The sequence below is a fragment of the Streptomyces sp. ISL-96 genome (assembly GCF_018614035.1).
Classification (GTDB): Bacteria; Actinomycetota; Actinomycetes; order Streptomycetales; family Streptomycetaceae; genus Streptomyces.
Genome location: NZ_JAGGPA010000075.1, coordinates 58,722 through 82,267, shown reverse-complemented (window position 1 = coordinate 82,267; position 23,546 = coordinate 58,722). Strand labels below are relative to the sequence as shown.

General features: G+C 71.8%; 21 protein-coding genes, 1 pseudogene and 1 riboswitch. Of the genes and pseudogenes, 10 read left to right on the top strand and 12 right to left on the bottom strand.

Going from position 1 to position 23,546, the window contains the following annotated elements:
- Positions 1–308: 308 nt before the first annotated feature.
- The 7 genes from J7E96_RS33960 to J7E96_RS33930 all read right to left on the bottom strand — a co-directional run bounded on the left by J7E96_RS33960 (position 309) and on the right by J7E96_RS33930 (position 8,118).
- Complete coding sequence (locus J7E96_RS33960; protein ID WP_215137266.1) at positions 309–665, bottom strand: transglycosylase SLT domain-containing protein; 357 nt, start codon at positions 663–665, stop codon at positions 309–311.
- 357 nt (positions 666–1,022) lie between these two features.
- Positions 1,023–1,841, bottom strand: coding sequence for an ECF transporter S component (locus tag J7E96_RS33955; RefSeq protein ID WP_215137238.1), 819 nt, complete (start codon positions 1,839–1,841; stop codon positions 1,023–1,025).
- Complete coding sequence (locus tag J7E96_RS38335) at positions 1,838–3,691, bottom strand: ABC transporter ATP-binding protein (RefSeq protein ID WP_215137236.1); 1,854 nt, start codon at positions 3,689–3,691, stop codon at positions 1,838–1,840. The genes J7E96_RS33955 and J7E96_RS38335 overlap by 4 nt, the downstream gene beginning before the upstream one ends.
- Positions 3,688–4,845: an energy-coupling factor transporter transmembrane component T gene (locus J7E96_RS33945; protein ID WP_251070820.1), complete on the bottom strand. Its 1,158-nt coding sequence runs from the start codon at positions 4,843–4,845 to the stop codon at positions 3,688–3,690. Before J7E96_RS33945 ends, J7E96_RS38335 begins: the two co-directional genes overlap by 4 nt.
- Before the next feature lie 11 nt (positions 4,846–4,856).
- Positions 4,857–5,570 (bottom strand): SCO2322 family protein, encoded by a 714-nt coding sequence (locus J7E96_RS33940; RefSeq protein ID WP_374196750.1) that lies wholly within the window; start codon positions 5,568–5,570, stop codon positions 4,857–4,859.
- Positions 5,567–6,835 (bottom strand): prenyltransferase/squalene oxidase repeat-containing protein, encoded by a 1,269-nt coding sequence (locus tag J7E96_RS33935; RefSeq protein ID WP_215137234.1) that lies wholly within the window; start codon positions 6,833–6,835, stop codon positions 5,567–5,569. Before J7E96_RS33935 ends, J7E96_RS33940 begins: the two co-directional genes overlap by 4 nt.
- A 111-nt stretch (positions 6,836–6,946) precedes the next feature.
- Positions 6,947–7,020: riboswitch (cobalamin riboswitch) on the bottom strand.
- Positions 7,021–7,080: 60 nt separating this feature from the next.
- A complete protein-coding gene (locus J7E96_RS33930; RefSeq protein ID WP_215137232.1) occupies positions 7,081–8,118 on the bottom strand; it encodes an MBL fold metallo-hydrolase in 1,038 nt (345 codons plus the stop codon).
- A 224-nt stretch (positions 8,119–8,342) separates the two neighbouring features.
- On the opposite strand from J7E96_RS33930, the gene J7E96_RS33925 reads away from it, so the two are divergent.
- The 6 genes from J7E96_RS33925 to J7E96_RS33900 all read left to right on the top strand — a co-directional run bounded on the left by J7E96_RS33925 (position 8,343) and on the right by J7E96_RS33900 (position 16,970).
- Positions 8,343–9,803 carry an aldehyde dehydrogenase gene (locus J7E96_RS33925; RefSeq protein WP_215137229.1) on the top strand — a complete coding sequence of 487 codons (1,461 nt, stop codon included), beginning with the start codon at positions 8,343–8,345 and terminating at the stop codon, positions 9,801–9,803.
- Positions 9,803–10,036, top strand: coding sequence for a ferredoxin (locus tag J7E96_RS33920; RefSeq protein WP_215137227.1), 234 nt, complete (start codon positions 9,803–9,805; stop codon positions 10,034–10,036). Before J7E96_RS33925 ends, J7E96_RS33920 begins: the two co-directional genes overlap by 1 nt.
- A 349-nt stretch (positions 10,037–10,385) precedes the next feature.
- Positions 10,386–12,980 (top strand): class III lanthionine synthetase LanKC, encoded by a 2,595-nt coding sequence (lanKC, locus tag J7E96_RS33915; RefSeq protein WP_215137260.1) that lies wholly within the window; start codon positions 10,386–10,388, stop codon positions 12,978–12,980.
- Positions 12,981–13,061: 81 nt separating this feature from the next.
- On the top strand, positions 13,062–13,184 hold the full coding sequence (locus J7E96_RS33910) for a SapB/AmfS family lanthipeptide (RefSeq protein ID WP_215137225.1): 123 nt from the start codon (positions 13,062–13,064) through the stop codon (positions 13,182–13,184).
- Positions 13,185–13,312: 128 nt separating this feature from the next.
- Entirely contained in the window at positions 13,313–15,073 is a 1,761-nt protein-coding gene (locus J7E96_RS33905) for an ABC transporter ATP-binding protein (RefSeq protein WP_215137223.1), read from the top strand.
- Entirely contained in the window at positions 15,063–16,970 is a 1,908-nt protein-coding gene (locus J7E96_RS33900; protein WP_215137221.1) for an ABC transporter ATP-binding protein, read from the top strand. The genes J7E96_RS33905 and J7E96_RS33900 overlap by 11 nt, the downstream gene beginning before the upstream one ends.
- On the opposite strand, the pseudogene J7E96_RS37940 reads toward J7E96_RS33900, so the two are convergent.
- Together J7E96_RS37940 and J7E96_RS33895 are read right to left on the bottom strand one after the other, a co-directional pair.
- Positions 16,896–17,384, bottom strand: a pseudogene (locus tag J7E96_RS37940) (LuxR C-terminal-related transcriptional regulator); the annotation flags it as partial. The gene J7E96_RS33900 and the pseudogene J7E96_RS37940 sit on opposite strands and share 75 nt — an antisense overlap.
- A 198-nt stretch (positions 17,385–17,582) precedes the next feature.
- Positions 17,583–18,206 (bottom strand): TetR family transcriptional regulator, encoded by a 624-nt coding sequence (locus J7E96_RS33895; RefSeq protein ID WP_215137219.1) that lies wholly within the window; start codon positions 18,204–18,206, stop codon positions 17,583–17,585.
- A 243-nt stretch (positions 18,207–18,449) separates the two neighbouring features.
- Between J7E96_RS33895 and J7E96_RS33890 the strand changes: the two genes are divergently transcribed.
- The 3 genes from J7E96_RS33890 to J7E96_RS33880 all read left to right on the top strand — a co-directional run bounded on the left by J7E96_RS33890 (position 18,450) and on the right by J7E96_RS33880 (position 21,695).
- The gene (locus tag J7E96_RS33890) at positions 18,450–19,784 is read left to right on the top strand and encodes a glycosyltransferase family 4 protein (RefSeq protein ID WP_215137217.1); all 1,335 of its coding nucleotides are present in this window, start codon (positions 18,450–18,452) and stop codon (positions 19,782–19,784) included.
- Positions 19,785–19,881: 97 nt separating this feature from the next.
- Positions 19,882–20,628, top strand: coding sequence for a class I SAM-dependent methyltransferase (locus tag J7E96_RS33885; protein ID WP_215137216.1), 747 nt, complete (start codon positions 19,882–19,884; stop codon positions 20,626–20,628).
- Positions 20,625–21,695 carry a prenyltransferase gene (locus J7E96_RS33880; RefSeq protein ID WP_215137214.1) on the top strand — a complete coding sequence of 357 codons (1,071 nt, stop codon included), beginning with the start codon at positions 20,625–20,627 and terminating at the stop codon, positions 21,693–21,695. Before J7E96_RS33885 ends, J7E96_RS33880 begins: the two co-directional genes overlap by 4 nt.
- 9 nt (positions 21,696–21,704) lie before the next feature.
- Here the strand turns inward: J7E96_RS33880 and J7E96_RS33875 are convergent, their stop codons facing one another.
- Positions 21,705–21,998, bottom strand: a complete 294-nt coding sequence (locus J7E96_RS33875) for a hypothetical protein (protein ID WP_215137258.1) — start codon at positions 21,996–21,998, stop codon at positions 21,705–21,707.
- A gap of 47 nt (positions 21,999–22,045) precedes the next feature.
- Between J7E96_RS33875 and J7E96_RS33870 the strand changes: the two genes are divergently transcribed.
- A complete protein-coding gene (locus J7E96_RS33870; RefSeq protein WP_215137213.1) occupies positions 22,046–22,837 on the top strand; it encodes a maleylpyruvate isomerase family mycothiol-dependent enzyme in 792 nt (263 codons plus the stop codon).
- Positions 22,838–22,860: 23 nt separating this feature from the next.
- Here J7E96_RS33870 and J7E96_RS33865 read toward each other — a convergent pair whose 3' ends face one another.
- Together J7E96_RS33865 and J7E96_RS33860 are read right to left on the bottom strand one after the other, a co-directional pair.
- Complete coding sequence (locus J7E96_RS33865; protein WP_215137211.1) at positions 22,861–23,295, bottom strand: PIN domain-containing protein; 435 nt, start codon at positions 23,293–23,295, stop codon at positions 22,861–22,863.
- Positions 23,292–23,546, bottom strand: a complete 255-nt coding sequence (locus tag J7E96_RS33860) for a CopG family transcriptional regulator (RefSeq protein ID WP_215137209.1) — start codon at positions 23,544–23,546, stop codon at positions 23,292–23,294. The genes J7E96_RS33865 and J7E96_RS33860 overlap by 4 nt, the downstream gene beginning before the upstream one ends.

Here is a 23,546-nt window from a genome sequence, read left to right as displayed (position 1 = left end):
GTCCGGGCCTAGAGCTCATGCACCCCACCCACACACCCTCGGGCGGCAGCGAGACAGCGGCCAATCGCCGGGCCTTTCCCGTGGGCTCCCCCCGGGGGCCGCCCCCCAGAAGCATTGCGGCGGAGGGGCGACGGTCAAGGGTGAAGCGGAGCGCAATCGCCGCAGGCGACGCGACGTAGGAGCGCCCTTTACCGGCGGGCCTTCGGCGCCACACTTACGTGTGGCGGCCCCCATCGGCAGATGCGATCAACGCCCCGGGGCCACCAGAGCCCCCGCCCCCCGCCCCCCGATGCCGAACGATCAGTGGATCAGTACCAGCCGTTGGACTGCCAGAAGCTCCAGGCGTCGCAGGGGCTGCCGTAGCGCTCGTTCATGTAGTCCAGGCCCCACTCGATCTGGGTGGCCGGGTTCGTCTTCCAGTCCGCGCCAGCGGAGGACATCTTGGAGGCGGGCAGGGCCTGGACCAGGCCGTACGCGCCGGACGAGGCGTTGCTGGCCTGGGGGTTCCAGCCGCTCTCGTGCTCGACGATCTTGTCGAAACACGCGTACTGGGCGGCGTCCGGGATCATCTGCTTGGCGACGCTCTGCGGGCTCGCGGCAGTGACAGCGGCAACGGTCTCGGCCTTGGCCTCGGAGATGCCGCCACCCACGACCACCCCACCCATTGAGCCGAGCAGCACGGCGGCGCCGGCGGCGACGGACTTGGTGGGGCGAGCGATGAGGCGGTTGACGATCGGGAACGACACGCGGCTGCCTAACGTCGGGTACGGGGGAATGTCGCGGGCGGGCCGGTGGCGACTGGCGTACTGCGCCCGGCGACTGCTCCAATGAAGCAGCCCCGCAGCCGTGCCGCAATCACCCCTCTTACTAGCAGAACTGGCAAATCGGGCATAACGGCCTGTGGTGCGCTAGAGGCTGTCTGTGCAGGTCAGCGCGCTGAGGGAGCGGTCTGCGGCGGGGGCGGAGGGTTACTATCCCGCCTAGTCGAGGACCAAGGTCCTGTGGGCCCTCTCACCGCCGGGTCAGCGTTGCGGGCCCTCGAATGTGACCTGGGCCTCGAAGGCCGCACGCCGCGTGGCCCGGCGCAGCGCCTTGAGGAGGGTCGCGCCGATGGTGAGGGTCAGTACGACCGTGAGCACGGCCCGGCCAAGGTCCCAGCCGAGGGATGTGGCGAGGCAGTACGCGAGGAAGCGGGCCAGGTTCTCGTGGAGCGGGTCGCCGGGCTGGAAGGAGACGCCGGTCGAGAGGCCGCCGATGTACGTCCAGCCCTGGAGGTTCATGACCGTGCCGTAGAAGAAGGCGGCTACGCACCCGTACGCCGCCAGCATCACCAGCTCCGCCCGGCCGCGCAGGCGCTCCGCGCCCGGCAGCAGGCCCGCGCCCATCGCGAACCAGCCCATCGACAGCATCTGGAACGGCATCCACGGCCCGACGCCACCCGTGAGCAGCGCCGACGCGAACATCGTCACCGCGCCGAGTACGAAACCGAAGCCGGGGCCCAGGACGCGGCCGCTCAGCACCATCAGGAAGAACATCGGCTCCAGGCCGGCCGTCCCCGCGCCGAGCGGACGCAGCGCCGCGCCGACGGCGGCCAGTACGCCCAGCATCGCGACGGCCTTCGCGTCGAGCCCGGCGTCGGCGATCGTCGCCACGACTACCGCGACGAGGAGGGGGAGGAGGGCGGCCAGGAGCCAGGGGGCGTCCTGGGAGTGGTTGCGGGCGAGCCCGGAGTCGGGGTCGGCGAGCAGTGGCCAGCCGAAGGCGATCACGCCGATCGCGCTGATGAGGAGGAGTGCGGCGACGGAGCGGGGGCCGAGGCGTACGGGCTTTGGGGTGCTCATGTTGTCGTCCCGCCGAGTGCGGCGCGTACCTGCGTGACTGTCAGCCACTTCTGCGGGGCGAGGATCTTCGCCACCTGCGGGGCGAAAGCGGGGGAGGAGACGACCACTTCGGCCGTCGGGCCGTCCGCGACCACCTCGCCGTCGGCGAGGATCACGACGCGGTGCGCCAGTTCGGCGGCGAGCTCGACGTCGTGGGTGGCGAGGATGATCGCGTGGCCTTGGCCGGCCAGGCCCCGCAGCAGGCCTACCAGGCGGGCTTTCGCCGCGTAGTCCAGGCCGCGGGTCGGCTCGTCGAGGAGGAGGAGTGGGGGGCGTCCGGTGAGTACGAGGGCCAGGGCGAGGGCGAGGCGCTGGCCCTCGGACAGGTCGCGGGGGTGCGTGTCGTCCTGGATGCCGGGGAGGAGCTCGGCGACCAGGGCACGGCAGGTGCCGGGGTCGGCGCCGGCGTCGCTGTCGGCTGCCGCGCACTCGGCGGCGAGGGTGTCGGCGTACAGCAGATCCCGCGGCTCCTGCGGGACGAGGCCGACCTCTCGGACCATGTCCTGGGGGCGGGTGCGGTGGGGGGTGCGGCCGCCGACGGTGATGGTGCCGGTGGTGGGCTCGATCATGCCGACCAGGGCGGAGAGGAGGGTGGACTTGCCGGCGCCGTTGCGGCCCATGAGGGCGACGGTTTCGCCCCGGGACACGGTCAGTGTGACCCGGCGGAGGGCCTCTACGCGGGCGCGGCGGATGCCGAGGTTGGTGACTGTGGCTACGGCTGCGCGGGGGGCGGTGCCGGTGCTGGTGGCTTCGGCGGGGGCCGGTGCGGTGCGGGGGCGGCGCAGCAGGCGGGCGAGTTCTTCCCCTACCCGCCCCTTCCCGAAACTGGAGGCTCCGCCCCCAGACCCCCGGTCCTCAAGCGCCGGACGGGCTGGATGGTGTTGGGCAGTGGGCTTGCTCGGCTCCTGGTCCCCCGGACGCCCTTCGGGCGTGTCCTCAAACGCCGGACGGGCTGGATTCGTGCGTCCAGCGGCACGTTCCCGCTCGGCAGCGTCGGCCAGTCGTGACCGCAGCGGCGTGGCCCGGCGGCGGGCGTCCCGTACCGAGAGGGGGAGCGGGGTCCATCCCGCCAGGCGGCCCAGCGCCACCACCGGGGGGTGCACGGGCGAGAGGGACATGATGTCGACCGGCGACCCCATCCGCGGCGCCTCGCCCGGCCCCGCCAGCAAGATCACCTGGTCCGCGTACTGCACCACCCGCTCCAGGCGGTGCTCGGCCAGCAGCACGGTCGTACCCAGGTCGTGGACCAGGCGTTGCAGCACCGCCAGCACCTCCTCCGCCGCCGCAGGGTCCAGCGCCGACGTCGGCTCGTCCAGGACCAGCACCTTCGGATGCGTGGTCAGCACCGAGCCGATCGCGACCCGCTGCTGCTGCCCGCCGGAGAGCGTGGCGATGGGGCGGTCGCGGAGCTCCGCGAGGCCGAGCAGGTCCAGCGTCTCCTCGACCCGGCGGCGCATCACGTCCGGCGCGAGGCCGAGCGATTCCATGCCGTACGCCAGCTCGTCCTCGACCGTGTCGGTGACGAAGTGGGCCAGTGGGTCCTGTCCCACCGTCCCCACCACGTCGGCGAGTTCGCGCGGCTTGTGGGTCCGCGTGTCGCGGCCGTCGACCGTCACGCGGCCGCGCAAGGTGCCGCCCGTGAAGTGCGGCACCAGGCCGGAGACCGTGCCCAGCAGGGTCGACTTGCCGACTCCTGACGGGCCGACCAGCAGCACCAGCTCGCCCTCCGGCACGGTGAGGTCGACGCCCTGGATCGCGGGCGACGACGCGGCATCGTCGTAGCTGACCGACACATTCTCGAACCGGATCACTGGGGAATCGCTTTCACGGGGGGAAGGACGGGGGCGGCCGGCGGTACGGGTGTCGGCGGCGGTACGGGCGTCGGCGGTACGGGAGCCACGAAGGCCGGTAGCAGGCCGATCAGTACGGACGCCGCCGGCCACAGCGGGAATTGTGGCGCCACGAGCGGTACGACACCGGGGTGCAGAGCCACCGGGTCGTACGCCGCCGCCCAGATCATCAGCGCCCCCACCGCCGCACCCGACCCCGCCACCAGCCACGCCCGTACGCCCCACTCGTCGGGCCGGTAGCGGGTACGGACGCTGCGCCGGCCGCCCAGGCGGAGCCCCGCCAGCGCGGCGACGAGCCCTCCGCCCATGACCGGCAGCCCGTACGCCGCACCTTCGGCGGCCAGCAGCCCGTATGACCCGGCGCACACACCCAGCAGCCCGCCCAGCGTCAGCGCGGTCGTCGTGTGGCGTACGGCGGGCGGGACTTGGGCGGTGCGGCCGTAGCCGCGCGCGTCCATCGACGCCGCCACCGCCACCGACCGCTCCAGCGCGCCCTCCAGAACCGGCAGCCCGATCTGGAGCACTGCCCGCACCCCACCCGTCGGCCGGCCGCGCAGGCGGCGCGCGGTGCGCAGCCGCACCACGTCGGCCACCATGTTCGGCGCGAACGTCATCGCCACGACGACGGCGACCCCCACCTCGTACAGCGCGCCCGGCAGGGACTTGAGCAGCCGGGCCGGATTGGCGAGCGCGTTCGCGGCGCCCACGCAGATGAGGAGCGTGGCCAGCTTCGCCCCGTCGTACAGGGCGAAGACCAGCTGCTCCGCCGTCACGCGCCCACCGATCCGAACGCCCTGTGCCCAGTCGGGCAGGGGTACTTCGGGGAGCGTGAAGAGGGTGTGGCTGCCGGGGATCGGTGAGCCGAGGAACGTCGAGAAGACGAGGCGGATGCCGATGACGAGCAGGCCGAGCTTGACGAAGGCGCCGTACGAACGCGCCCACGGCGCATCCGTCCGCCGCGCGGCCACCACGTATCCGGCCACCCCCACCAGCATCCCGAGCAGCAGCGGATTGGTGGTCCGGGACGCGGCGGTGGCCAGGCCGAGCGCCCACAGCCACCAGGCCCCGGCATGCAGGGCGTTGCTGCGGCTGGCCTCAGGCGCACGGAGGGTCATGGAGAGGGAGGTCATCCGCGGCGGCGGCGCGCCTGCCACACGCCTGCGGCGCCGAGCGCGAGCACGGCTGCGAGGCCTACGAGCAGTCCGGCGGAGGGGCCGCTGTCGTTACTGTCCTCAGTGCCGTCCTCAGTGGGCTTATGTGTGGTGGGAGCGTCGTCGCGGCCTGCCACCTGATCACCGCAGCCCGTCTTCGGGTACCCGGAGATCGCGCAAAGCAGCGCTGTGCTGTCGTAGCGCAGCGGCTTCGCCACCGAGGCGAGCGCGTCGGCCGCGGTCGCGTCCGCAGCGGTCCGCGCGCAGGCGGTGCGCAGTGCGGGGGGCTGCTCGCCGTCGGGGGCGTCGGCCGCTGTACCGGGGTCGATGACGACGGCGATTCGTTTAGCGCCGTCCTTGGAACCGTCCTCGGTGGGCGTCTTGGTGTTGCAGACGGCGTCGAAGGAGTCCGGCGCGTAGCGCGGCTTCGCGGAGTCCTGCGAGTCCTCGCTCACCGAGAAGCGGAAGCCGATCACGTCACCGTCGGCGGGCCGGGCGGTGGCGGGTCCCTGGGTGGCGTACGTCCACTCACCGCCGTCGCTCTCCCAGAACGACCAGTAGCGGTAGCCGGTCGTCGTCGCCTGCGCGGACCCGGCCGCCCCGCTCAGCACCGCGAGCGCGGTGCTGAGTGCGAGGACGGCGGAGCCCAGCCGCGTACGTACCAACCGCGTACGCACCACCACTGTCACAGCTGCTGGTTCTTCTTCTTGCGGCCGCTGAACAGGATGCCGGCGCCGACGCTGGCGACGAAGATGACCGCCACGATCCACCAGGTGCCGAAGCCGCCGTCGTTGTTGTTGTCCTTCTCCTCGTCGGCCTTCGTCTCGGCGGCCTCGGGCGGCGGGCCGGTCGCGTTGAGCGCCTTCACGAGGTCGGCGCCGCCGAAGCTCTTCGGGTCGGTGCCGGTCGCGTTCGCGGCGAGGACCAGCTGGGCGTACGCCGCGGGGCCGTTCTCCTTGGCCCAGGCCGCGGAGTTCTTCTCCAGCCACTCCAGCGGCTTCTTCGCCTGCTCGGCGCCGCCCTGCGCGGCCAGCGCCACGACGGCGTCCGCCGTGTTGCCGAAGTCAGGCTGCGGCTTCGCGTCCTCGGCGCCGGGCATGGGGGCCGTGTCGAGGTGACCGGTCTTGGCGAGTACGCCGGTGAGGTACGCGGCGCCGTTCGCTGCGGCCTGCGCGGGCGTCAACGTGCCCGGCTTGTCGCCCTTCTCGCACTCGGCCGCCTTCTGGCCGTCCTTCTTTCCCTTCGCGTCCAGCCCCTGGCCGAGCCCGCCCAGTACACCCGCCGCCGTAGCGTCGGCGTTCGGCGCGAGCTTGCCGGACTTGTCGGGCTGGTATGCAAACGCACCGCCGCCGCCCGTCTTCGCGTCGCACGGGATCGAGAACGTGACGAGCGCGTCGTACGGCGACTTGTCCTTCTGCGACTTCACCTCGGCCGGCTTCTCGCCCGTCGCGGCCAGCGCGCCGATCACGATCGAGGTGGAGTTGGAGTCGCTCGCGCCGCCCGGGCTGTAGCCCCAGCCGCCGTCCTGATTCTGCACGGACTTCAGCCAGCTGACGCCCTTCTTCACTGCGGCGTCCTGCCCGCCGAGCGCCTTCAGCGCCTGCACGGCGGCGGCGGTCGCGTTGCTGTCCACCATCGTCTTCGACGTGCACGGCTCGGCGGCGTCGGCGCGGAAGGACGGGAAGCCGCCGCTGTCGCACTGCTGGCCGACCAGCCAGTTCACGGCCTTCGCGGCGGGCTTGACGCCCACCGTGTCCTGGGCGAGGAGGGCCAGCGACTGCCGCCAGACACCGTCGTACGTCGGGTCCTTCTCGCCGTAGAGCCCCGAGGGAACCACGGGCGTGGGGGACGGTGCGGCGACGGCGGTCGTGGTCGTGGCCACCGTCGTGGTCGCGGTCGCGCAGAGTACGGCGGAAGCTGCGAGCACGGTGGCTGCGCTGCGGCGAAGGGTCATGACGGGTGGGGCCTCTCCTGCTGAGGAGCCGGACCCGGGCGCGCGAAAACCACGCACCAGGCTCCGGCTCCGTATACCTCGACGGTGCCGAGCCAGTAGTCATGCCGGACCGGGCGTTCCGACTCACCGCCCACGAGGGGCGGCTCACGGCTGCGGGTCAGTGCCGGATTCGCACCGGCTTCCCCCAGAACGGCATGCTGACGACTCGCACACTGTACCGGCGGCCGCCCCCGGCGACCGCGCCCCTACGTCGCGACGTACGTCACGGGGTCGCCGCCCGCCGCCGCCTCCGCGTGCCCCAGTTTCACCAGGCGGCGCAGGTGGGCCTCCGCCTCCGAGACGGCGATGTTCCTCGACCCGTACGGGATCTCCGCCCAGGGGCGGTTCCACTGCATGCGCTCGGCGAGCTGCCAGGGGGTGAGGGGGGTGGCGAGCAGCGCGCGCAGGCCCGTGAGGCGGTCCTCGTGGTGGTCGAGGAGTTCCTGTACGCGGGCGGGGGCGTCGGTGAACGCGTGCTGGTGGGCGGGAAGAACCTCGGCGGGGGCCAGGCGGGCGATGCGTTCGAGGGAGTCGAGGTAGTCGCCCAGGGGATCGGTGACCGTGGTGTCGTCCGGGTCCTCGTACAGGCCGATGTGCGGGGTGATGCCGGGCAGCAGGTGGTCGCCGGAGAAGAGGCGGCCGTTGCCGGGGAGATCGGCCGGGTGGGTTTCCTCCAGGTGGAGGCAGACGTGGCCGGGGGTGTGCCCCGGCGTCCAGATCGCGCGCAGGCGGCGCCCGGTGAGGGGGAGCAGGTCGCCGGGGACGATCTCGCGGTCGGGGAGGGCGGCCCTGAGGCCGGGGAGCGTACGCATGCGGCCCGAGTCGCGGGCGGCGCGGAGCGGGGCGAGGTGGTCGTCGGGGGCGCCGGCGGCGGTGAGCTTGGCGGTGATGTAGTCGAGCCAGGTGCCGGGCTCCGCGGCGCGGGTCCGGCGTACGACCTCGGTGTCGGCGGCGTGCATGGCGATCCACGCACCGGACGCGTCGCGCACCTGGCCGGACAGGCCGTGGTGGTCGGGGTGGTGGTGGGTGATGACCACGCCATGGATCTCGGTCACGGACGTACCGAGCGCGGCGAGACCGGCGACCAGCGTGTCCCAGGACGCGGGATCGTCCCAGCCGGTGTCGATCAGGACGGGCCCGTCGTCGGTGTCGAGCAGGTGGACGAGGGTGTGACCGAGCGGGTTGTCCGGGATGGGCACCTTGATGGACCACACGCCACCGCCGTGCTCGGTCACCTGCGGCATGGATCCCCGATTCCTCAGTCGTTCCTCAGTCGTTTCTCAGCCGTTCCCCGCACAGGACTAGAACTCGTTCCAATAGTCGCCCAAGCCGACTTCTTTGCAAAGAGGTTCGACCGGCGCCAGGTCGTGGACATGGACTCCCCGGACTGGAACTGGTATCAGTTCTGATGCATCGTCAGATATCCAGACAGGCGTCGCGGGCCCCGGGCCCCTGGGAGGCAGAAGTCATGACCGAGCTTGTGGAGCACCGGAAGCTTTACATCGGCGGCGAGTTGACCGATCCGCTGGGGACCGAGTTCATCGAGGTCGTCTCGCCGCACACCGAACAGGTCATCGGCCGCGTGCCGCACGCGTCCCGCGCCGACGTCGACCGCGCGGTCGCGGCGGCGCGCACGGCGTTCGACGAAGGGCCCTGGCCCCGGATGACGCTCGACGAGCGGATCGCCGTCGTCACGCGGATCAAGGACGCGATCGCCGTACGGCACGAGGAGATCGCCCGCAGCATCACGTCCGAGAACGGGACGCCGTACACCGCGAGCATCATGATGCAGGCGCTGGCCGCGATGATGGTCTGGGACGCCACGATCACCGTCGCGCGCGACTTCCCGTACGAGGAGCGGCGGACCGGCGTGCTCGGGTCGATTCTCGTACGCCGCGAGCCGGTCGGGGTCGTGGCGGCCGTAGTGCCGTGGAACGTCCCGCAGTTCACGGCGGCGGCCAAGCTCGCGCCCGCGCTGCTGGCGGGGTGCACGGCCGTACTCAAGGTGTCGCCCGAGACGCCGCTTGACGCGTACATCCTCGCCGAGATAGTCACCGAGGCCGGGCTGCCGGAGGGTGTCCTGTCGATCATCCCGGCCGACCGCGAGGTCAGCGAGTACCTGGTCGGGCATCCCGGCGTCGACAAGGTGTCGTTCACCGGATCGGTCGCGGCGGGCAGGCGCGTCATGGAGGTCGCCTCGCGCAACCTCACCCGAGTGACGCTGGAGCTGGGCGGCAAGTCGGCGGCCGTCATCCTCCCCGACGCGGATCTGACGACGACCGTAGCGGGGATCGTCCCCTTCGCCTGGATGCTCAACGGGCAGGCCTGCGTGGCCCAGACCCGCATCCTCGCCCCGAGCTCGCGCTACGACGAGTTCGCCGAGGCGTTCGTGGCGGCGGCCGGCGCGCTCAAGGTCGGCGACCCGCTCGACCCGGCCACCGAGGTCGGCCCCCTCGTCGCCAAGCGCCAGCAGCAACGCTCCCTCGACTACATCAGGATCGGGCAGGACGAAGGCGCGAAGATCCTCACGGGCGGCGGCCGTCCACCCGCCATGGACCGGGGCTGGTACGTCGAGCCGACCCTCTTCGGCGGGGTAGACAACTCGATGCGTATCGCCCGCGAGGAGATCTTCGGCCCGGTCATCTGCCTGCTGCCGTACGACGACGAACGCGAGGCGGTGCGGATCGCCAACGACTCGGAGTACGGACTCAGCGGCAGCGTCTGGACCGCCGACACCGACCACGGCATCGACATCGCCCGCCGGGTCAGGACCGGAACGTACTCCGTGAACACCTTCAGCATCGACATGCTCGGGCCCTTCGGCGGCTACAAGAACTCCGGCCTGGGGAGGGAGTTCGGGCCCGAGGGGTACGGCGAGTACCTGGAGCACAAGATGATCCACCTCCCCGCCGGCCACGGGGAGGCGTGATGGGAGACCGCTGGCACGTCGAGGTCGACCGGGCGGTGTGCATCGGCTCCGGCATGTGCCTGAACCACGCGCCGGGCGCCTTCACTCTCGACACCGCCCGCCAGTCGCACCCCACGGACCCCGACCTCGACGCGAACGCGAAGGTGCTGACGGCGGCGGAGGGCTGCCCGGTCGAGGCGATCGCGATCACGCTGGTGGGCAGCGGGGAGGTGGTCTTCCCGCCGGAGGACTAGCTGCTGAGTTCGCCCCGTGCGAGCCCCGTGGTTCCCCGTCGCCCTGCCTCGGTGGACACGGTGCCAGGAGGGGACGTGCCGGGGCGCTCCCCGCAGGGCGTTGAACGCAACCGCCGTGAAGAAATCGCAGTGGCTCGGTGTTCGACGACCGAGGAGACGCCCCGGCGCGGCACCGACCCCGAAGGCCCCGCAACCGCCCCGCAGCCCACCGCACCGCAGCGAGTTCGCTCGAACGCGTGCGAACGGTTCTTTACCTATGAGTACCGCACAGTCACGACGTGACAGGTGTGACTGTTCTTCCCCGCGGCTGCGTGGAAATCTCGACGTGACCGCAGCCGAGGGGGGACCCATGGACAACCGGTACGAGGTCTTCTGCCTCGCCGACAGACAGTTCTACGAGACTCCGGACCGGCTGTCCTCGGGCAACCGCGGACAGGCGTCATCGGTGCCGCTCTTCGAAGCAGCCCAGCGTGAACTCCCGGACGGCTGGCGCCGGTTCGTGTCCGGCGACTGGATGCACATCAACCCGGTCGACGCCGGGGGCGCGCCGCTGCCCGGCCGGCCGACGCAGGGCTGGAAGATCCATGTCTCGGCCTGCCTCGACAACGCGGAGAAGACGGCGGCCAAGGTGTGGGACTACTGCGTCCCGCGCGGCGTCCCGTTCAAGTTCGTACCGGGTCCGCAGCCGCTCCACCTGCGCAACTCCAAGTACGCGGGTCGCGGCTCCAGCGGCAAGTTCGCCACGCTCTACCCCACCGACGAGAAGGAACTCCACCTCATACTCCGCGAGCTGGGCGACCTGCTCGACGGGGAGCCCGGACCGTACATCCTCACCGACCTGCGCTGGGGCAACGGCCCGCTGTACGTCCGCTACGGCGGATTCGCGCACCGTTACTGCGTCGACGCCACCGGCACCCTCGTCCCCGCGATCGAGAACCCGGAAGGCACTCTCGTCCCGGACCTGCGTGAGCCGGCCTTCCACGTGCCCGAGTGGGTGGAGCTTCCGGCGTTCCTGGAGCCGCACCTCGCGGCCAGAAACGCCACCACCACCAACGACCTGCCGTACCGCATCGAGAGCGCCCTGCACTTCTCCAACGGCGGCGGTGTCTACCTCGGCGAGGACCTGCGCAGCGGCGAGAAAGTGGTCCTCAAGGAGGCGCGGCCGCATGCCGGACTCGCCGCCGACCGGGCCGACGCCGTAACCCGCCTGGAGCGGGAGCGGGCCGCGCTGGAACGGCTGTCCGGGCTCGGCGTCGCCCCCGAGGCCCGCGACTGGTTCATGCTCGGCGACCACAGCTTCCTGGTGATGGACCACCTGCCCGGCCGCACCCTCAACTCCTTCTTCGCACAGCGCCATCCGCTGCTCGAACCCGAGCCGGACCCGGCCGCCGTCGCCGACTACACCCGCTGGGTGCTGCGCATCCACCGCGCCGTCGAGGAGGCGGTCACCGCCGTCCACGGCCGGGGGGTCGTCTTCAACGACCTGCACATGTTCAACATCATGGTCGGGCCGAACGAGGAGTCCGTACGCCTGCTGGACTTCGAGGCCGCCGCGCACGTCGACGAGAACCACCGCCAGGCCATCGCGCACCCCGGCTTCATCGCGCCCCGCGAACGCACCGGCTTCGACGTGGACCTCTACGCCCTCGCGTGTCTGCGGCTGGCGCTCTTCCTGCCGATGACGACCCTGCTGGTCGTCGACCGCGACAAGGCGCACCATCTGGCGCAGATCGTGGCGCGCCAGTTCCCGGACGTACCGCAGGAGTTCCTGGACGCGGCGACCGAGGTGATCTGCGGTACGGACCGCCCCGACCGGGCACCGACCGAGCCGTACGTGCCGACCGAGCCGTACGTCCCGGCGGAGCCCACCGACTGGCCGCGCAGCCGTGACTCGATCGCCGCGGGCATCCTGGCCTCGGCCAGCCCCGGACGCGACGACCGGATCTTCCCCGGCGACATCGCCCAGTTCGCGGACGGGGGCGGACTCGGCATCGCCCACGGCGCCGCCGGGGTGCTCCACGCGTTCGGCCAGGCCGGTCTGCCACGGTACGAGCAGGGCGAGGAATGGCTGCTGCGGCAGACCGCCCCGCCGCCGCTCGGCACACCGCTCGGCCTCTACGACGGACTGACGGGCGTCGCCCACGTCCTCGACGGCCTCGGCCACCGCGAACGCGCACTGGAACTTGTCCAGCGGGTGCTGGACGAGAAGTGGCAGAGACTGGTTCCCGGGCTGTACGGGGGGCTCGCCGGTATCGGTCTCGTACTCGCCGAACTGTCGCGCACCTCCGGGGAAACCACCCTCCGGGAGCAGGCACTGACAGCGGCCCAACTGCTCGCCGACCAGCAGCAGTCGAAGACCGGCAAACGCGCCGGGCTGCTGCACGGCGCCACCGGCCCCGCCCTGCTCTTCCTGCGGCTGTACGAGGACACGGGCGCCCCGCAGCTCCTCGACCTGGCCGCCGACGCGCTGCGCGCCGACCTCGCGCGCTGTGTCCGCAACAGCGCGGGCACGCTGCTCGTCGACGAGGGGACGCGCACCATGCCCTACCTCGGGGCCGGATCCGTCGGCATCGGCATGGTGATCGACGACTTCCTCGCGCACCGCGCGGACGAGGAGTTCGAGGCGGCGCGAGCCGGCATCGTGCGGGCCGCCCGGTCGCGCTACTACGCCCAGCCCGGGCTGTTCAACGGGCGGGCCGGCATGGTCCTCCACCTGGCGAGGACCACCGCACCGGAGGCGGCACCCGGCCACCTCGCCGCCCAGCTCGACGGCCTCGGCTGGTACGCCCTGCCCTACGAAGGGCGGCTCGCCTTCCCCGGCGACCAGATGATGCGCCTGTCCATGGACCTCGGCACCGGCGGCGCAGGCGTACTCCTCGCCGTGGCGGCGGCGCGGGGCACCGGCGCGCACCTGCCCTTCCTCCCGCCGCTCCGGCGGCCCTAGAACCGGTCCGGTTCCGACCCGGAGCCGTACCGCACAAAGAAACCCCGTCCCCACGGGAACGGACAACCGAAGGGAACCACCATGGCACTTCTCGACCTTCAGAGCCTTGAGACCCCCGAGAGCACCGGCGGCGGCGACCAGAGCAGCCTGAGCCTGCTGGCGTGCGACAAGCACAGCTCCAACAGCTTCCTGCTGTGTCTGTGACGTCTTCTGTGACGTCTTCGTGACGTCGGTCTCCGAGGTGTTCTGACGGAGATACGGCCCCGGGCGGCACCGCCTGCCTCCCGGGGCCGTAAAGCTCCCCGTACGAAGACGAGGGAATTCGAGCGCGCATGGACGAAGGCCGTGACCAACGCCGCCTGGCCGACCGGCTGCTGCGCGACTCCCTCCGGCACAGCGCGCTCCCCGGAACGGCGATCCTGGTCCTCAGCACGGCGGGCGCCGCGGCCGGTCTGGCGCTGCCCGCCCTGCTCGGCCACACCCTCGACCTGCTGCTCTCGGGGCGTCCCGCCACCGCCTGGCTCACCGCCTGCGCGGCCCTCACCTGCTTGCTCGTGATCCTCGACGCACTCGACGGGCTGCTGACCGGCACCACCAACGCCCGCTCCACAGCCTGGTTCCGCCGCCGGCTGCTCGGACACGTGCTGGCCGCCGGGCCGCGCTGCACGGACCGGGTCCCGCCCGGCGACATCGTGGCCCGCCTGGTCGGCAACGCGGCCCACGCGGGCGGCGCCCCGGCCGCACTCGCGGGCACGGTCGCCGCCGTCGTGACACCCGTCGGAGGACTGATCGCCCTCGCGATCGTCGACCTGTGGACGGCCGGGGCCTTTCTCGTCGGCATGCCACTGCTCTTCCTGCTGCTGAAAGCCTTCGTACGCGAGTCCGGCGACAGCGTCGCGCGCTACCAGGAGAGCCAGGGCGAGATCGCCACACGGCTCGTGGAAGCGGTGGGCGGCGCCCGTACGATCGCGGCCGCGGGCACGGCCCGGCGCGAACAGGCCCGCATCCTGGAGCCACTGGCCGGGCTCAGCGCCCAGGGCTACCGGATGTGGCGAGTGCAGGGGCGTTCCACCGCGCAGGCCGCCGTGGTCGTGCCGCTGCTCCAGATCGCCGTACTCGCGGTGGCCGGAACCCGCCTCGCGGCGGGCGAGCTCTCGGTGGGCGGACTCCTCGCGGCGGCCCGGTACGCCGCGCTCGCGACCGGAATCGGCATGCTGGTCGGGCGGCTGAACGGCCTGGTGCGCAGCCGGGGCGCGGCCCGCCGCCTCGCCGGACTGTTCGCCGTACCGGCCACCGCGTACGGCCGGGCGCACCTGCCCCCCGGCGACGGCACCCTGGAACTGCGAGGCATCACGGTCGCCCGCGGGGACCGCACGGTCCTGGACGGCCTCGACCTCACCCTCCCCGGCGGCACCTCGCTGGCCCTCGTGGGCCGCTCCGGATCCGGCAAGTCCACCCTCGCCACGGTCGCGGGCCGCCTCGCCGACCCCGACGCGGGAACGGTCACGCTCGACGGCGTCCCGTTGAGCGAGCTGCCCCACGACGTCCTGCGCCGCGCGGTCGGGTACGCCTTCGAGCGGCCCGCGCTGCTGGGCGGCACGATAGGCGGGACCATCGCATTCGGCGGATACGAACCGGACGCGCCGGCCGTACGGAAGGCGGCCTCGGCGGCCTGCGCCGACACCTTCGTACGCCGCCTGCCGCACGGCTACGACACCCCGTGCGCGCAGGCTCCGCTCTCCGGCGGCGAGGCCCAGCGCCTGGGCCTGGCAAGGGCGTTCGCGCACCCGGTGCGGCTGCTGATCCTCGACGACGCGACCTCCAGCCTCGACACGGTCACCGAGCTGCGGATCGGCGAAGCCCTCACCCGTGACGCTGGGGCCGGCACCCGTCTGCTCATCGCGCACCGGGCCTCGACGGCGGCTCGCGCCGACCAGGTCGCCTGGCTCCACGAGGGCCGCATCCGCGCGGTCGGACCGCACGCGCGGCTCTGGCAACTGGACGACTACCGGGCGGTCTTCGCCGACGGAATAGACGGAATAGACGGAACGGGTGAAACGGGCGGAACCGGCGGGGCGAACAATGACGGTTGACGCCACGAACGGCACCCCGACCGACACCCCCCGGCTGCGCGCCGAAGGCCTGCGCTTCCTGAGCCGGCGGCGGCCCGTGCTGTTCGCGCTGGCGGGCTGGTCGCTGCTCGAAGCCGCGCAGACGTTCCTCTTCGGGTACGCCCTCGCCCGCGCCCTCGACCACGGCTTCCTGGCGGCCCGGCCGGCCGTCGGGCTCGGCTGGCTGGCGGTCGCCGCGGTGGCCGTCGCGGCCGGAGCGTACGGCACCGGGCGGGTCTTCCGGGCCGTGTCCGCGCTGGTGGAGCCGTTGCGCGACGGCCTGGTACGCCGAGTCGTGGCCGGCGCGCTGCGGGACGCCGACCATGGGGCGGTGTCCCGGCTCACGCATCAGGTGGAGATCGCCAGGGACACGTTCGCCGGGCTGGTGATGGTCTCCCGGTCGTTCGTCTTCACGGCGGCCGGGGCGCTGGCCGGTCTCGCCTCCCTGGCGCCGGTCCTACTCCTCGTCGTGGTGCCGCCGCTCATCCTGGGACTTGGCCTGTTCCTGGTGACGCTGCGGCCGATGGCCCGCCGCCAGGAGACGTTCCTCGCCGCCGACGAGGCGGTCGCGCGCAGCCTGGACGCGACGGCGGCCGGGCTGCGGGACATCACCGCGGCGGGGGCACAGGAGCGGACGGCCGACGAGGCCGACGACCGGTTCGCCGACGAGTTCCGCGCCGCGCGGACCCTGGCCCGCTGGGGTGTACTGCGGGTGCTCGCGGTGGCGGTCGGCGGCCGGCTGCCCGTCGTCCTGCTGCTGGTCACCGCCCCCTGGCTGCTCGGCCGGGGGGTCACGCCCGGCGACCTGGTGGGGGCCCTCACGTACCTGATGTACGCCCTGCTGCCCGCCCTCCAGAGCCTGATGCAGGCCCTGGGCACAGCGGGCTCCCGCCTGGCGGTGGTCCTCCGCCGCCTCACGGCTCCGGGGCTTGGCTCGTCTGAGACCCGGCGCCCTTCGAACGCCGAGCGCGTTTCGGGCGTTGAGCGGAACGAACCGCCCCACCCCACCACCCCCGCGCGCGCCCGGGCCGCGGTGGAGCTGCGTGGGGTGACCTTCGCGTACGGGCCGCATGCCGAGCCGGTGTTCCAGGGGCTGGACGTAACCGTCCCGGCCGGTGGCCATCTCACGGTCGTCGGCCCCAGCGGCATCGGCAAGTCCACGCTGACCGCCCTCGTCGCGGGTCTGCTCGTCCCCGACCGCGGCGAGGTCCTGCTCTGTGGAGAGCCGGTGCACGGCGGCGGCACGCGCCGACGGGTCCTGGTGCCGCAGGAGGCGTACGTCTTCTCCGGCAGCCTCCGTGACAACCTGACCTATCTGTGCCCGGACCCGCCGCCCGATGCCGCCGTGCTCGCCTCGGCCCGCGCTGTCGGGGCGTACGAGCTGCTCCTGCGGCTCGGCGGCCCGGACGCCGCCGTGGTCCCCTCCGGACTCTCGGCGGGGGAGCGGCAGTTGATCGCCCTGGCCCGCGCCCACCTGGCACCCGTGCCCGTCGTCCTGCTCGACGAGGCGACCTGCCATCTGGATCCCGCCGCCGAGGCCCGCGCCGAGCGGGCCTTCGCGGAGCGCCCGGGCACCACGCTGGTCGTCGTCGCTCACCGGATCAGCTCCGCCCGCCGCGCCGACCGCGTGCTCGTGATGGACGGTACGCACGCGCTCTGCGGCACTCACGACGAGCTGATCCGGCGCTCCGCGCTCTACCGCGACCTGGCCGGCGGCTGGTCAGAGCCAGCCGGCGCCCTGGGAGATGCGAATGGCGTCCACCCGGTTGCGGGCCCCGGTCTTACGGGTGATGGCGGCCATGTAGTTGCGCACAGTCCCGTTGGTCAGATGCAGGCTGTGGGCGATCTCCGTGACGCCCGCCCCCTCGGCGGCGAGTGACAGCACGCTCAACTCACGCGTGGTGAGCGGGCTCTGGGCGGCCTCCAGGAACTCGTACGAGAGGGAGTCGTCGACGAAACGTTTCCCCGACGCCACCAGCCGTATCCCCTCAAGGAGCCGGCTCGTGGGGGCCTCCTTGCTGACGTACCCCAGAGCCCGCGCCTCGTACGCGCGGCGCAGCAGTCCCGGCTTGCCGGCGGGGACGAGGGCCAGCAGCGAGCAGCCCGGATACGTGTCACGGGCGCGTGATGCCTCCACGGCGGCGTCGAGGGCCGACGATCCCGGCCCTTCCGCGTCGACGACGCACACGCGCGGCTCTAACGACCGCGCCGCCGCCGACGCTCCCACCGATGTGCTGGTGGATATGTCGATGTCGTGCTCCTTTTCGAGCAGTGCGGCCAGTCCTGACCGCATCAGACAGATGTCGTGCACGAGAAGAACGCGAATCATGCGGGTCACTACCTGCTCCCCTGGGTCCCGCTGTGGTGCGTTGCATGAACATGGCACGTCGCTCATTAGTACCCGGGACAGCCGGTGCGAAGGGTATGGAATTGAGCCATTGGGGAGCGCGAGAGGGGCACATCGAGCGCACGGCGGGCGCACGCGCGCCTGTTACTCGGGGTAACCCGGATCCGTCAGGTCGATCAGGCGGCAGACCGTCTCGATGTCGATCTTCACCTGGGCGATCGACGCCCGGCCGGAAAGCCACGTGATCAGCGCCGAGTGCCAGGTGTGCTCGATGACCCTGACCGCCGACAGCTGCTCCGGGGTCGGTGAGCCCTTCAGGTCCATCGCGTCCAGGATGATGGCCGTCGTCTGGCGGGAAACCGTGTCCACCTCGGGACTGACGCTGCGGTCCGCGAACGTCAGGGCCCGTACCATCGCGTCCGCCAGCTGCGGTTCCCGCTGAAGGGCCCGGAAGGCGCGCATCAGGGTCTCGGCGACCCGCTCGGACGCGCTCTCGCCGGCCGGCGGCCGCTTGCGGAGCGTGGTGTGCATGTGCTGGAGCTGGTCCTGCATGGTGGCGACCAGCAGGTGGACCTTGGAGGGGAAGTAGCGGTACAGCGTGCCCAGCGCGACGCCGGCGGCCTCGGCGACCTCGCGCATCTGCACCGCGTCGAAGCCGCCCCGGCTGGCCAACTGTGCGCTGGCGTGCAGGATCCGGCGGCGGCGCGCCTCCTGGCGTTCCGTCAGGGGCGGCGACGAGAGGTTGACCGGGTTGACTTCCGCTGTCATGCGTCCCATTCCATGGCATTTGTCCGTACGCCGGGTGTGGAGGGCCGGGGCCCCCGGGTGGCACAGCATGGCAGGGCACCTGTCGTGGCGCGAATCACCTGATCCGGCCGCTTACGGTTGCGCTACCTGCCGGTAGATTCAGAGCTCGTCGGATGCGTGTCGAGCGATCGAGACTGAAACTTGTTCTAGGTTAACGCCAGCGGCTACGCTCCGGTGAAAGAGCAGTGATGAAGGGGGCCGAGAGTGACCGCTGAGGCCGTAGAGGCGAGCCCCCACGCGGGGGACCCCGTCCAGGGCGACCGCCCGCTGCGCATCGCGCTCCTGACGTACAAGGGCAACCCGTTCTGCGGAGGCCAAGGCGTCTACATACGTCACCTCTCGCGCGAGCTCGCCCGCCTCGGCCACAGCGTCGAAGTCCTCGGCTCCCAGCCCTACCCCGTACTCGACGAGGGCGTGCCGCTCACCGAACTGGCCAGCCTCGACCTGTACCGCAGCCCCGACCCCTTCCGGACTCCGCGGCGCGACGAGTACCGCGACTGGATCGACGCCCTCGAAGTCGCGACGATGTGGACCGGCGGCTTCCCCGAGCCCCTCACCTTCTCGCTCCGCGCCAAGCGTCACCTGGCCGCCCGCCGGGGCGAGTTCGACGTCATCCACGACAACCAGACACTGGGCTACGGCCTGCTCGGCGATCTGGGCGCACCCCTGGTCACCACCATCCACCACCCCATCACGGTCGACCGGCAGCTCGACCTCGACGCCGCGACCAGCCGCCGCAAGCGCGCCTCCGTACGCCGCTGGTACGGCTTCACGCGCATGCAGAAGCGCGTCGCGCGCCGCCTGCCCTCCGTGCTCACCGTCTCCGGCTCCTCCGAGCAGGAGATCGTCGAACACCTCGGGGTACGCCCGGACCGTATCCGCGTCGTGCACATCGGCGCGGACACCGGCCTGTGGTCGCCCGACCCGTGCGTCGCCGAGATCCCGGGGCGGATCGTGACGACGTCCAGCGCGGACGTACCGCTCAAGGGCCTCGTCCACCTCGTCGAGGCGCTCGCCAAGCTCCGCACCGAGCAGCCCGACGCGCACCTCGTCGTCGTCGGCAAGCGCGCCGAGGACGGCCCGGTCGCGCAGGCCATCGAGCGGTACGGGCTCCAGAGTGCCGTCGAGTTCGTCAAGGGCATAAGCGACCAGGAGCTCGTCGACCTCGTCCGCAGCGCCCAGGCGTCATGCGTTCCGTCCCTGTACGAGGGGTTCTCGCTGCCCGCCGCCGAGGCCATGGCCACCGGCACCCCGCTCGTCGCCACCACCGGCGGCGCGATCCCCGAGGTCGCGGGACCGGACGGCGAGACCTGCCTCGCCGTACCGCCGGGCGACGCGGGCGCGCTGGCCGCCGCTCTCGGCAGGTTGCTGGGCGACCCCGAACTGCGCCGGCGGCTGGGCACGGCGGGGCGTAACCGCGTGCTGGACCGCTTCACCTGGGCCAAGGCCGCCCAGGGCACCGCGGACCTCTACCGCGAACAGATCGCGTCCCACAGTGCCGTGCGCGGGGGAGCCCCCCGGTCGGTGAGAGTGCGTTGACGCGGCCCCCGCACCACCCCGGCCGCCCCGGGGCCCCAGCCATACGCGCCCGGCGGACCGGCGCCGTAATCCACCCCCACCCGGAAGGGCAGACCCCGTGCTGACCGTGGACTTCTCCCGCTTCCCGCTCGCCGCGGGCGATCGCGTACTCGACCTGGGCTGCGGCGCGGGCCGGCACGCCTTCGAGTGCTACCGGCGCGGCGCCCAGGTCGTGGCCCTCGACCAGAACGGCGAGGAGATCCGCGAGGTCGCCAAGTGGTTCGCCGCCATGAAGGAGGCCGGTGAGGCCCCGGCGGGCGCCACCGCCACCGCCGTGGAGGGCGACGCGCTCAACCTCCCCTTCCCCGACGCCTCCTTCGACGTCGTGATCATCTCCGAGGTCATGGAGCACATCCCCGACGACAAGGGGGTGCTGGCCGAAATGGTGCGCGTACTGAAGCCGGGCGGGCGCATCGCCGTCACCGTGCCGCGCTACGGGCCGGAGAAGATCTGCTGGGCGCTGAGCGACGCGTACCACGAGGTCGAGGGCGGCCACATCCGCATCTACAAGGCTGATGAGCTGCTCGGCAAGATGCGGGAGGCGGGTCTGAAGCCGTACGGCACGCATCACGCGCACGCCCTGCACTCGCCTTATTGGTGGCTGAAGTGCGCGTTCGGTGTCGACAACGACAAGGCGCTGCCGGTCCGGGCGTACCACAAGCTGCTGGTCTGGGACATCATGAAGAAGCCCGCCGCGACGCGGATAGCCGAGCAGCTGCTGAACCCGGTGGTCGGCAAGAGCTTCGTGGCGTACGCGACCAAGCCGCACCTGCCGGCGTCAGCGGTAGCGGCGGCCGCCAAGTGACCATTCCCGGACGTACGGAACACCTTGTCCTGCCCGGTGTCCTGACGGCCGAGGAGGCCGCCGAGACCGTGGCCGGCATCCTCGCCGCACAGCGCGAGGACGGCGCCATCCCGTGGTTCCGCGGCCACCACCTCGACCCGTGGGACCACACCGAGGCTGCCATGGCGCTCGACGCGGCCGGTGAGCACGACGCTGCCGCCCGTGCCTACGAGTGGCTGGCCAGGCACCAGAACGCGGACGGTTCCTGGTACGCGGCGTACGACGACGGGGACGCGGAGCGGGTCACCGACCGGGGCCGTGAGACGAACTTCTGCGCGTACATCGCCGTCGGCGTCTGGCATCACTACCTCGCGACGGGTGACGACGCGTTCATCGACCGCATGTGGCCGGCTGTCTACGCGGCGACGGAGTTCGTGCTGGGGCTCCAGCAGCCGGGCGGCCAGATCGGCTGGAAGCGGGAAGATGACGGTACGCCCGTCAACGACGCGCTGCTGACCGGCAGTTCCTCCATTTACCAGGCACTGCGCTGCGCGCTCGCCGTCGCTGAGCAGCGCGAAGAGCCGCAGCCGGACTGGGAGCTGGCGGTGGGTGCGCTGCGGCATGCGATCCAGCGCCACCCGGAGCGGTTCCTGGACAAGAGCCGCTATTCGATGGACTGGTACTACCCGATCCTCACGAGCGCGATCACGGGAGTGGACGCCAAGGCGCGTATCGAGGCGGACTGGGACCGGTTCGTCGTCCCGGGGATGGGTGTGCGCTGCATCGTCCCCAACCCGTGGGTGACGGGTGGCGAGAGCTGCGAACTCGCGCTCGCGCTGTGGGTGATGGGGGAGTCGGACCGGGCGCTGGAGATCCTGCAGTCGATCCAGCACCTGCGGGCGCCGGGCGGGATGTACTGGACGGGGTACGTCTTCGAGGGCAACCGGGCCGTATGGCCCGAGGAGCTCACCACCTGGACGGCGGGTTCGCTGCTGCTGGCGGTGGCCGCCCTGGGGGGAGACGAGGCGACCACCGCTGTCTTCAGCGGCGAACGGCTGCCGCTGGGCCTGGACCCGGACTGCTGCTGACCGCCGGTCTCAGCGGCGGCGCAGGACGTTCGCGAGCGCGTGGCCGGCGAAGAGGTAGACGATCGCCGCCAGACCGTAACCGGCCACGACGCGCGCCCACGCCTCGTCGAAGGTGAACAGGTCCCACGACCAGCCGGCCAGCCAGCGGGCGGCGTCCTGGAGGAAGTTCACCAGGTCGTTCGCCCGGTTCGCGTCGAGCAGGTACATCAGGATCCAGAGGCCGATGATTCCGGCCATGATGTCGGCGATGACGATGATGATCGTCGCCGCCCGGTTACTTCCGCTGCGCTGACTCGGGGACATGTCGAACGTCTTGCCGTTTTCAGCCACCTGAAACGTAGAGTGCGTGAATGATTGATCTGGGACACGCCCGTTACTGTGACGAGATCGTCCGGCAGACAGACCTGCTCAGGGCCACGCTGGTCGGCGCGGACCTGAGCGCGAAGGTGCCGACCTGCCCCGAGTGGACTTTGGGCCACCTCGCGCGGCACGTGGGCGGTGCGCACCGCTGGGTCGAGACGATCGTACGGACGAAGGCTTCCGCGGACGTCCCCGAGGACGAGGTCCCCGACTTCGTCGGCCCCGGCGACGCCGAACCGGCCGCTTTGGACGCGTGGTTGGCGCAGGGCGCGCAGAAGGCCGCCGATACGCTGCGGGCGGCCGGGCCGAAGACCAAGGTGTGGTCCTGGAGCGCGGACCGCAGCGCCGCTTTCTGGGCGCGCCGTATGACGCACGAGACGGTGATCCACCGCGCGGACGCGGCGATCGCCGCCGGCATCACCTTCGAGGTGGCCCACGACGTCGCGGCGGACGCCATCGACGAGTGGCTGGAGATCGTCGCCTGGTCGCAGTCCACCGGCGCCGACGAGGAGGCGAACGAGCTGCGCGGAGCCGGCCGCTCCATCCACCTCCACGCGACGGACGCGCCCGACGCGCTCGACGCGGAGTGGCTGATCGAGTTCGGCGAGGACGGTTTCACCTGGCGCCACGGCCACGAGAGAGCCACGGTGGCCCTGCGCGGCCCGCTCGCCGACGTACTCCAGGCCTTCTACCGGCGGCTGCCCGCCGACAGCGACCGGGTGGAAGTGCTGGGCGACGCGGAACTGCTGGACTTCTGGCTGGCGCGGGCGTCCTTCGGATGAGGGCTGAAGGGGCGCAGACGGCCCTATAGGTCGTCCGGCAGGACCCTGAATGCCGCGTGTGCGGAGAGGGGTCGGATGGCGCGGAAGTCCTTCCGGTCCAGGGTGAGAACAGCGTCCGTTGCGTATTCGCGAGCCAGCACCGCAATCACGGCGTCGGTGAGGTCCAGGTCGAGATCGTGGTACCGCCGCTGGGTCAGGCGGGCGTCGGACAGCACATCGGCGCCCGTTTCGCCGATCAGGTACCGGCCCGAGCGCGCCTGGGTCAGGACCTGGTCGATCACGGCGCCCGCAGCTTGCTGCCCGAAGCGTCCGCTCACCAGGTGATCGAGTTCGGCCAGGACGAGCGGCGCGATGACGACGAGTCCTGCGGTGTCCATGACCTCACGGGCGCGCGTGTGATCGGGGCAGCCCCGGTCGATGGACGCGATGATCCCCGAGGTGTCGGCGATGACAATCACGGACGCCTCTCGTCCCACGAGCCGAAGCCGCTGTCCCGCAGGAGGCTGTCCGAGTTCTCGGCGAAGGACGGGTCATCGCTGTCGAAAACGGGCAGTCCGGCGGGCTCGTCCCAGGTCCGGTTCTGGGCGATGGCGAGACGTACGCCCTCGCGGATCAGTTCGGCCTCGCTTATTCCCTTGAGTGAGGCGATGTTCTTCAGCGCGCGAAGGTCTTCGTCTTCGAGGTACACAGTCGTCCGCTTGAGGCTCAT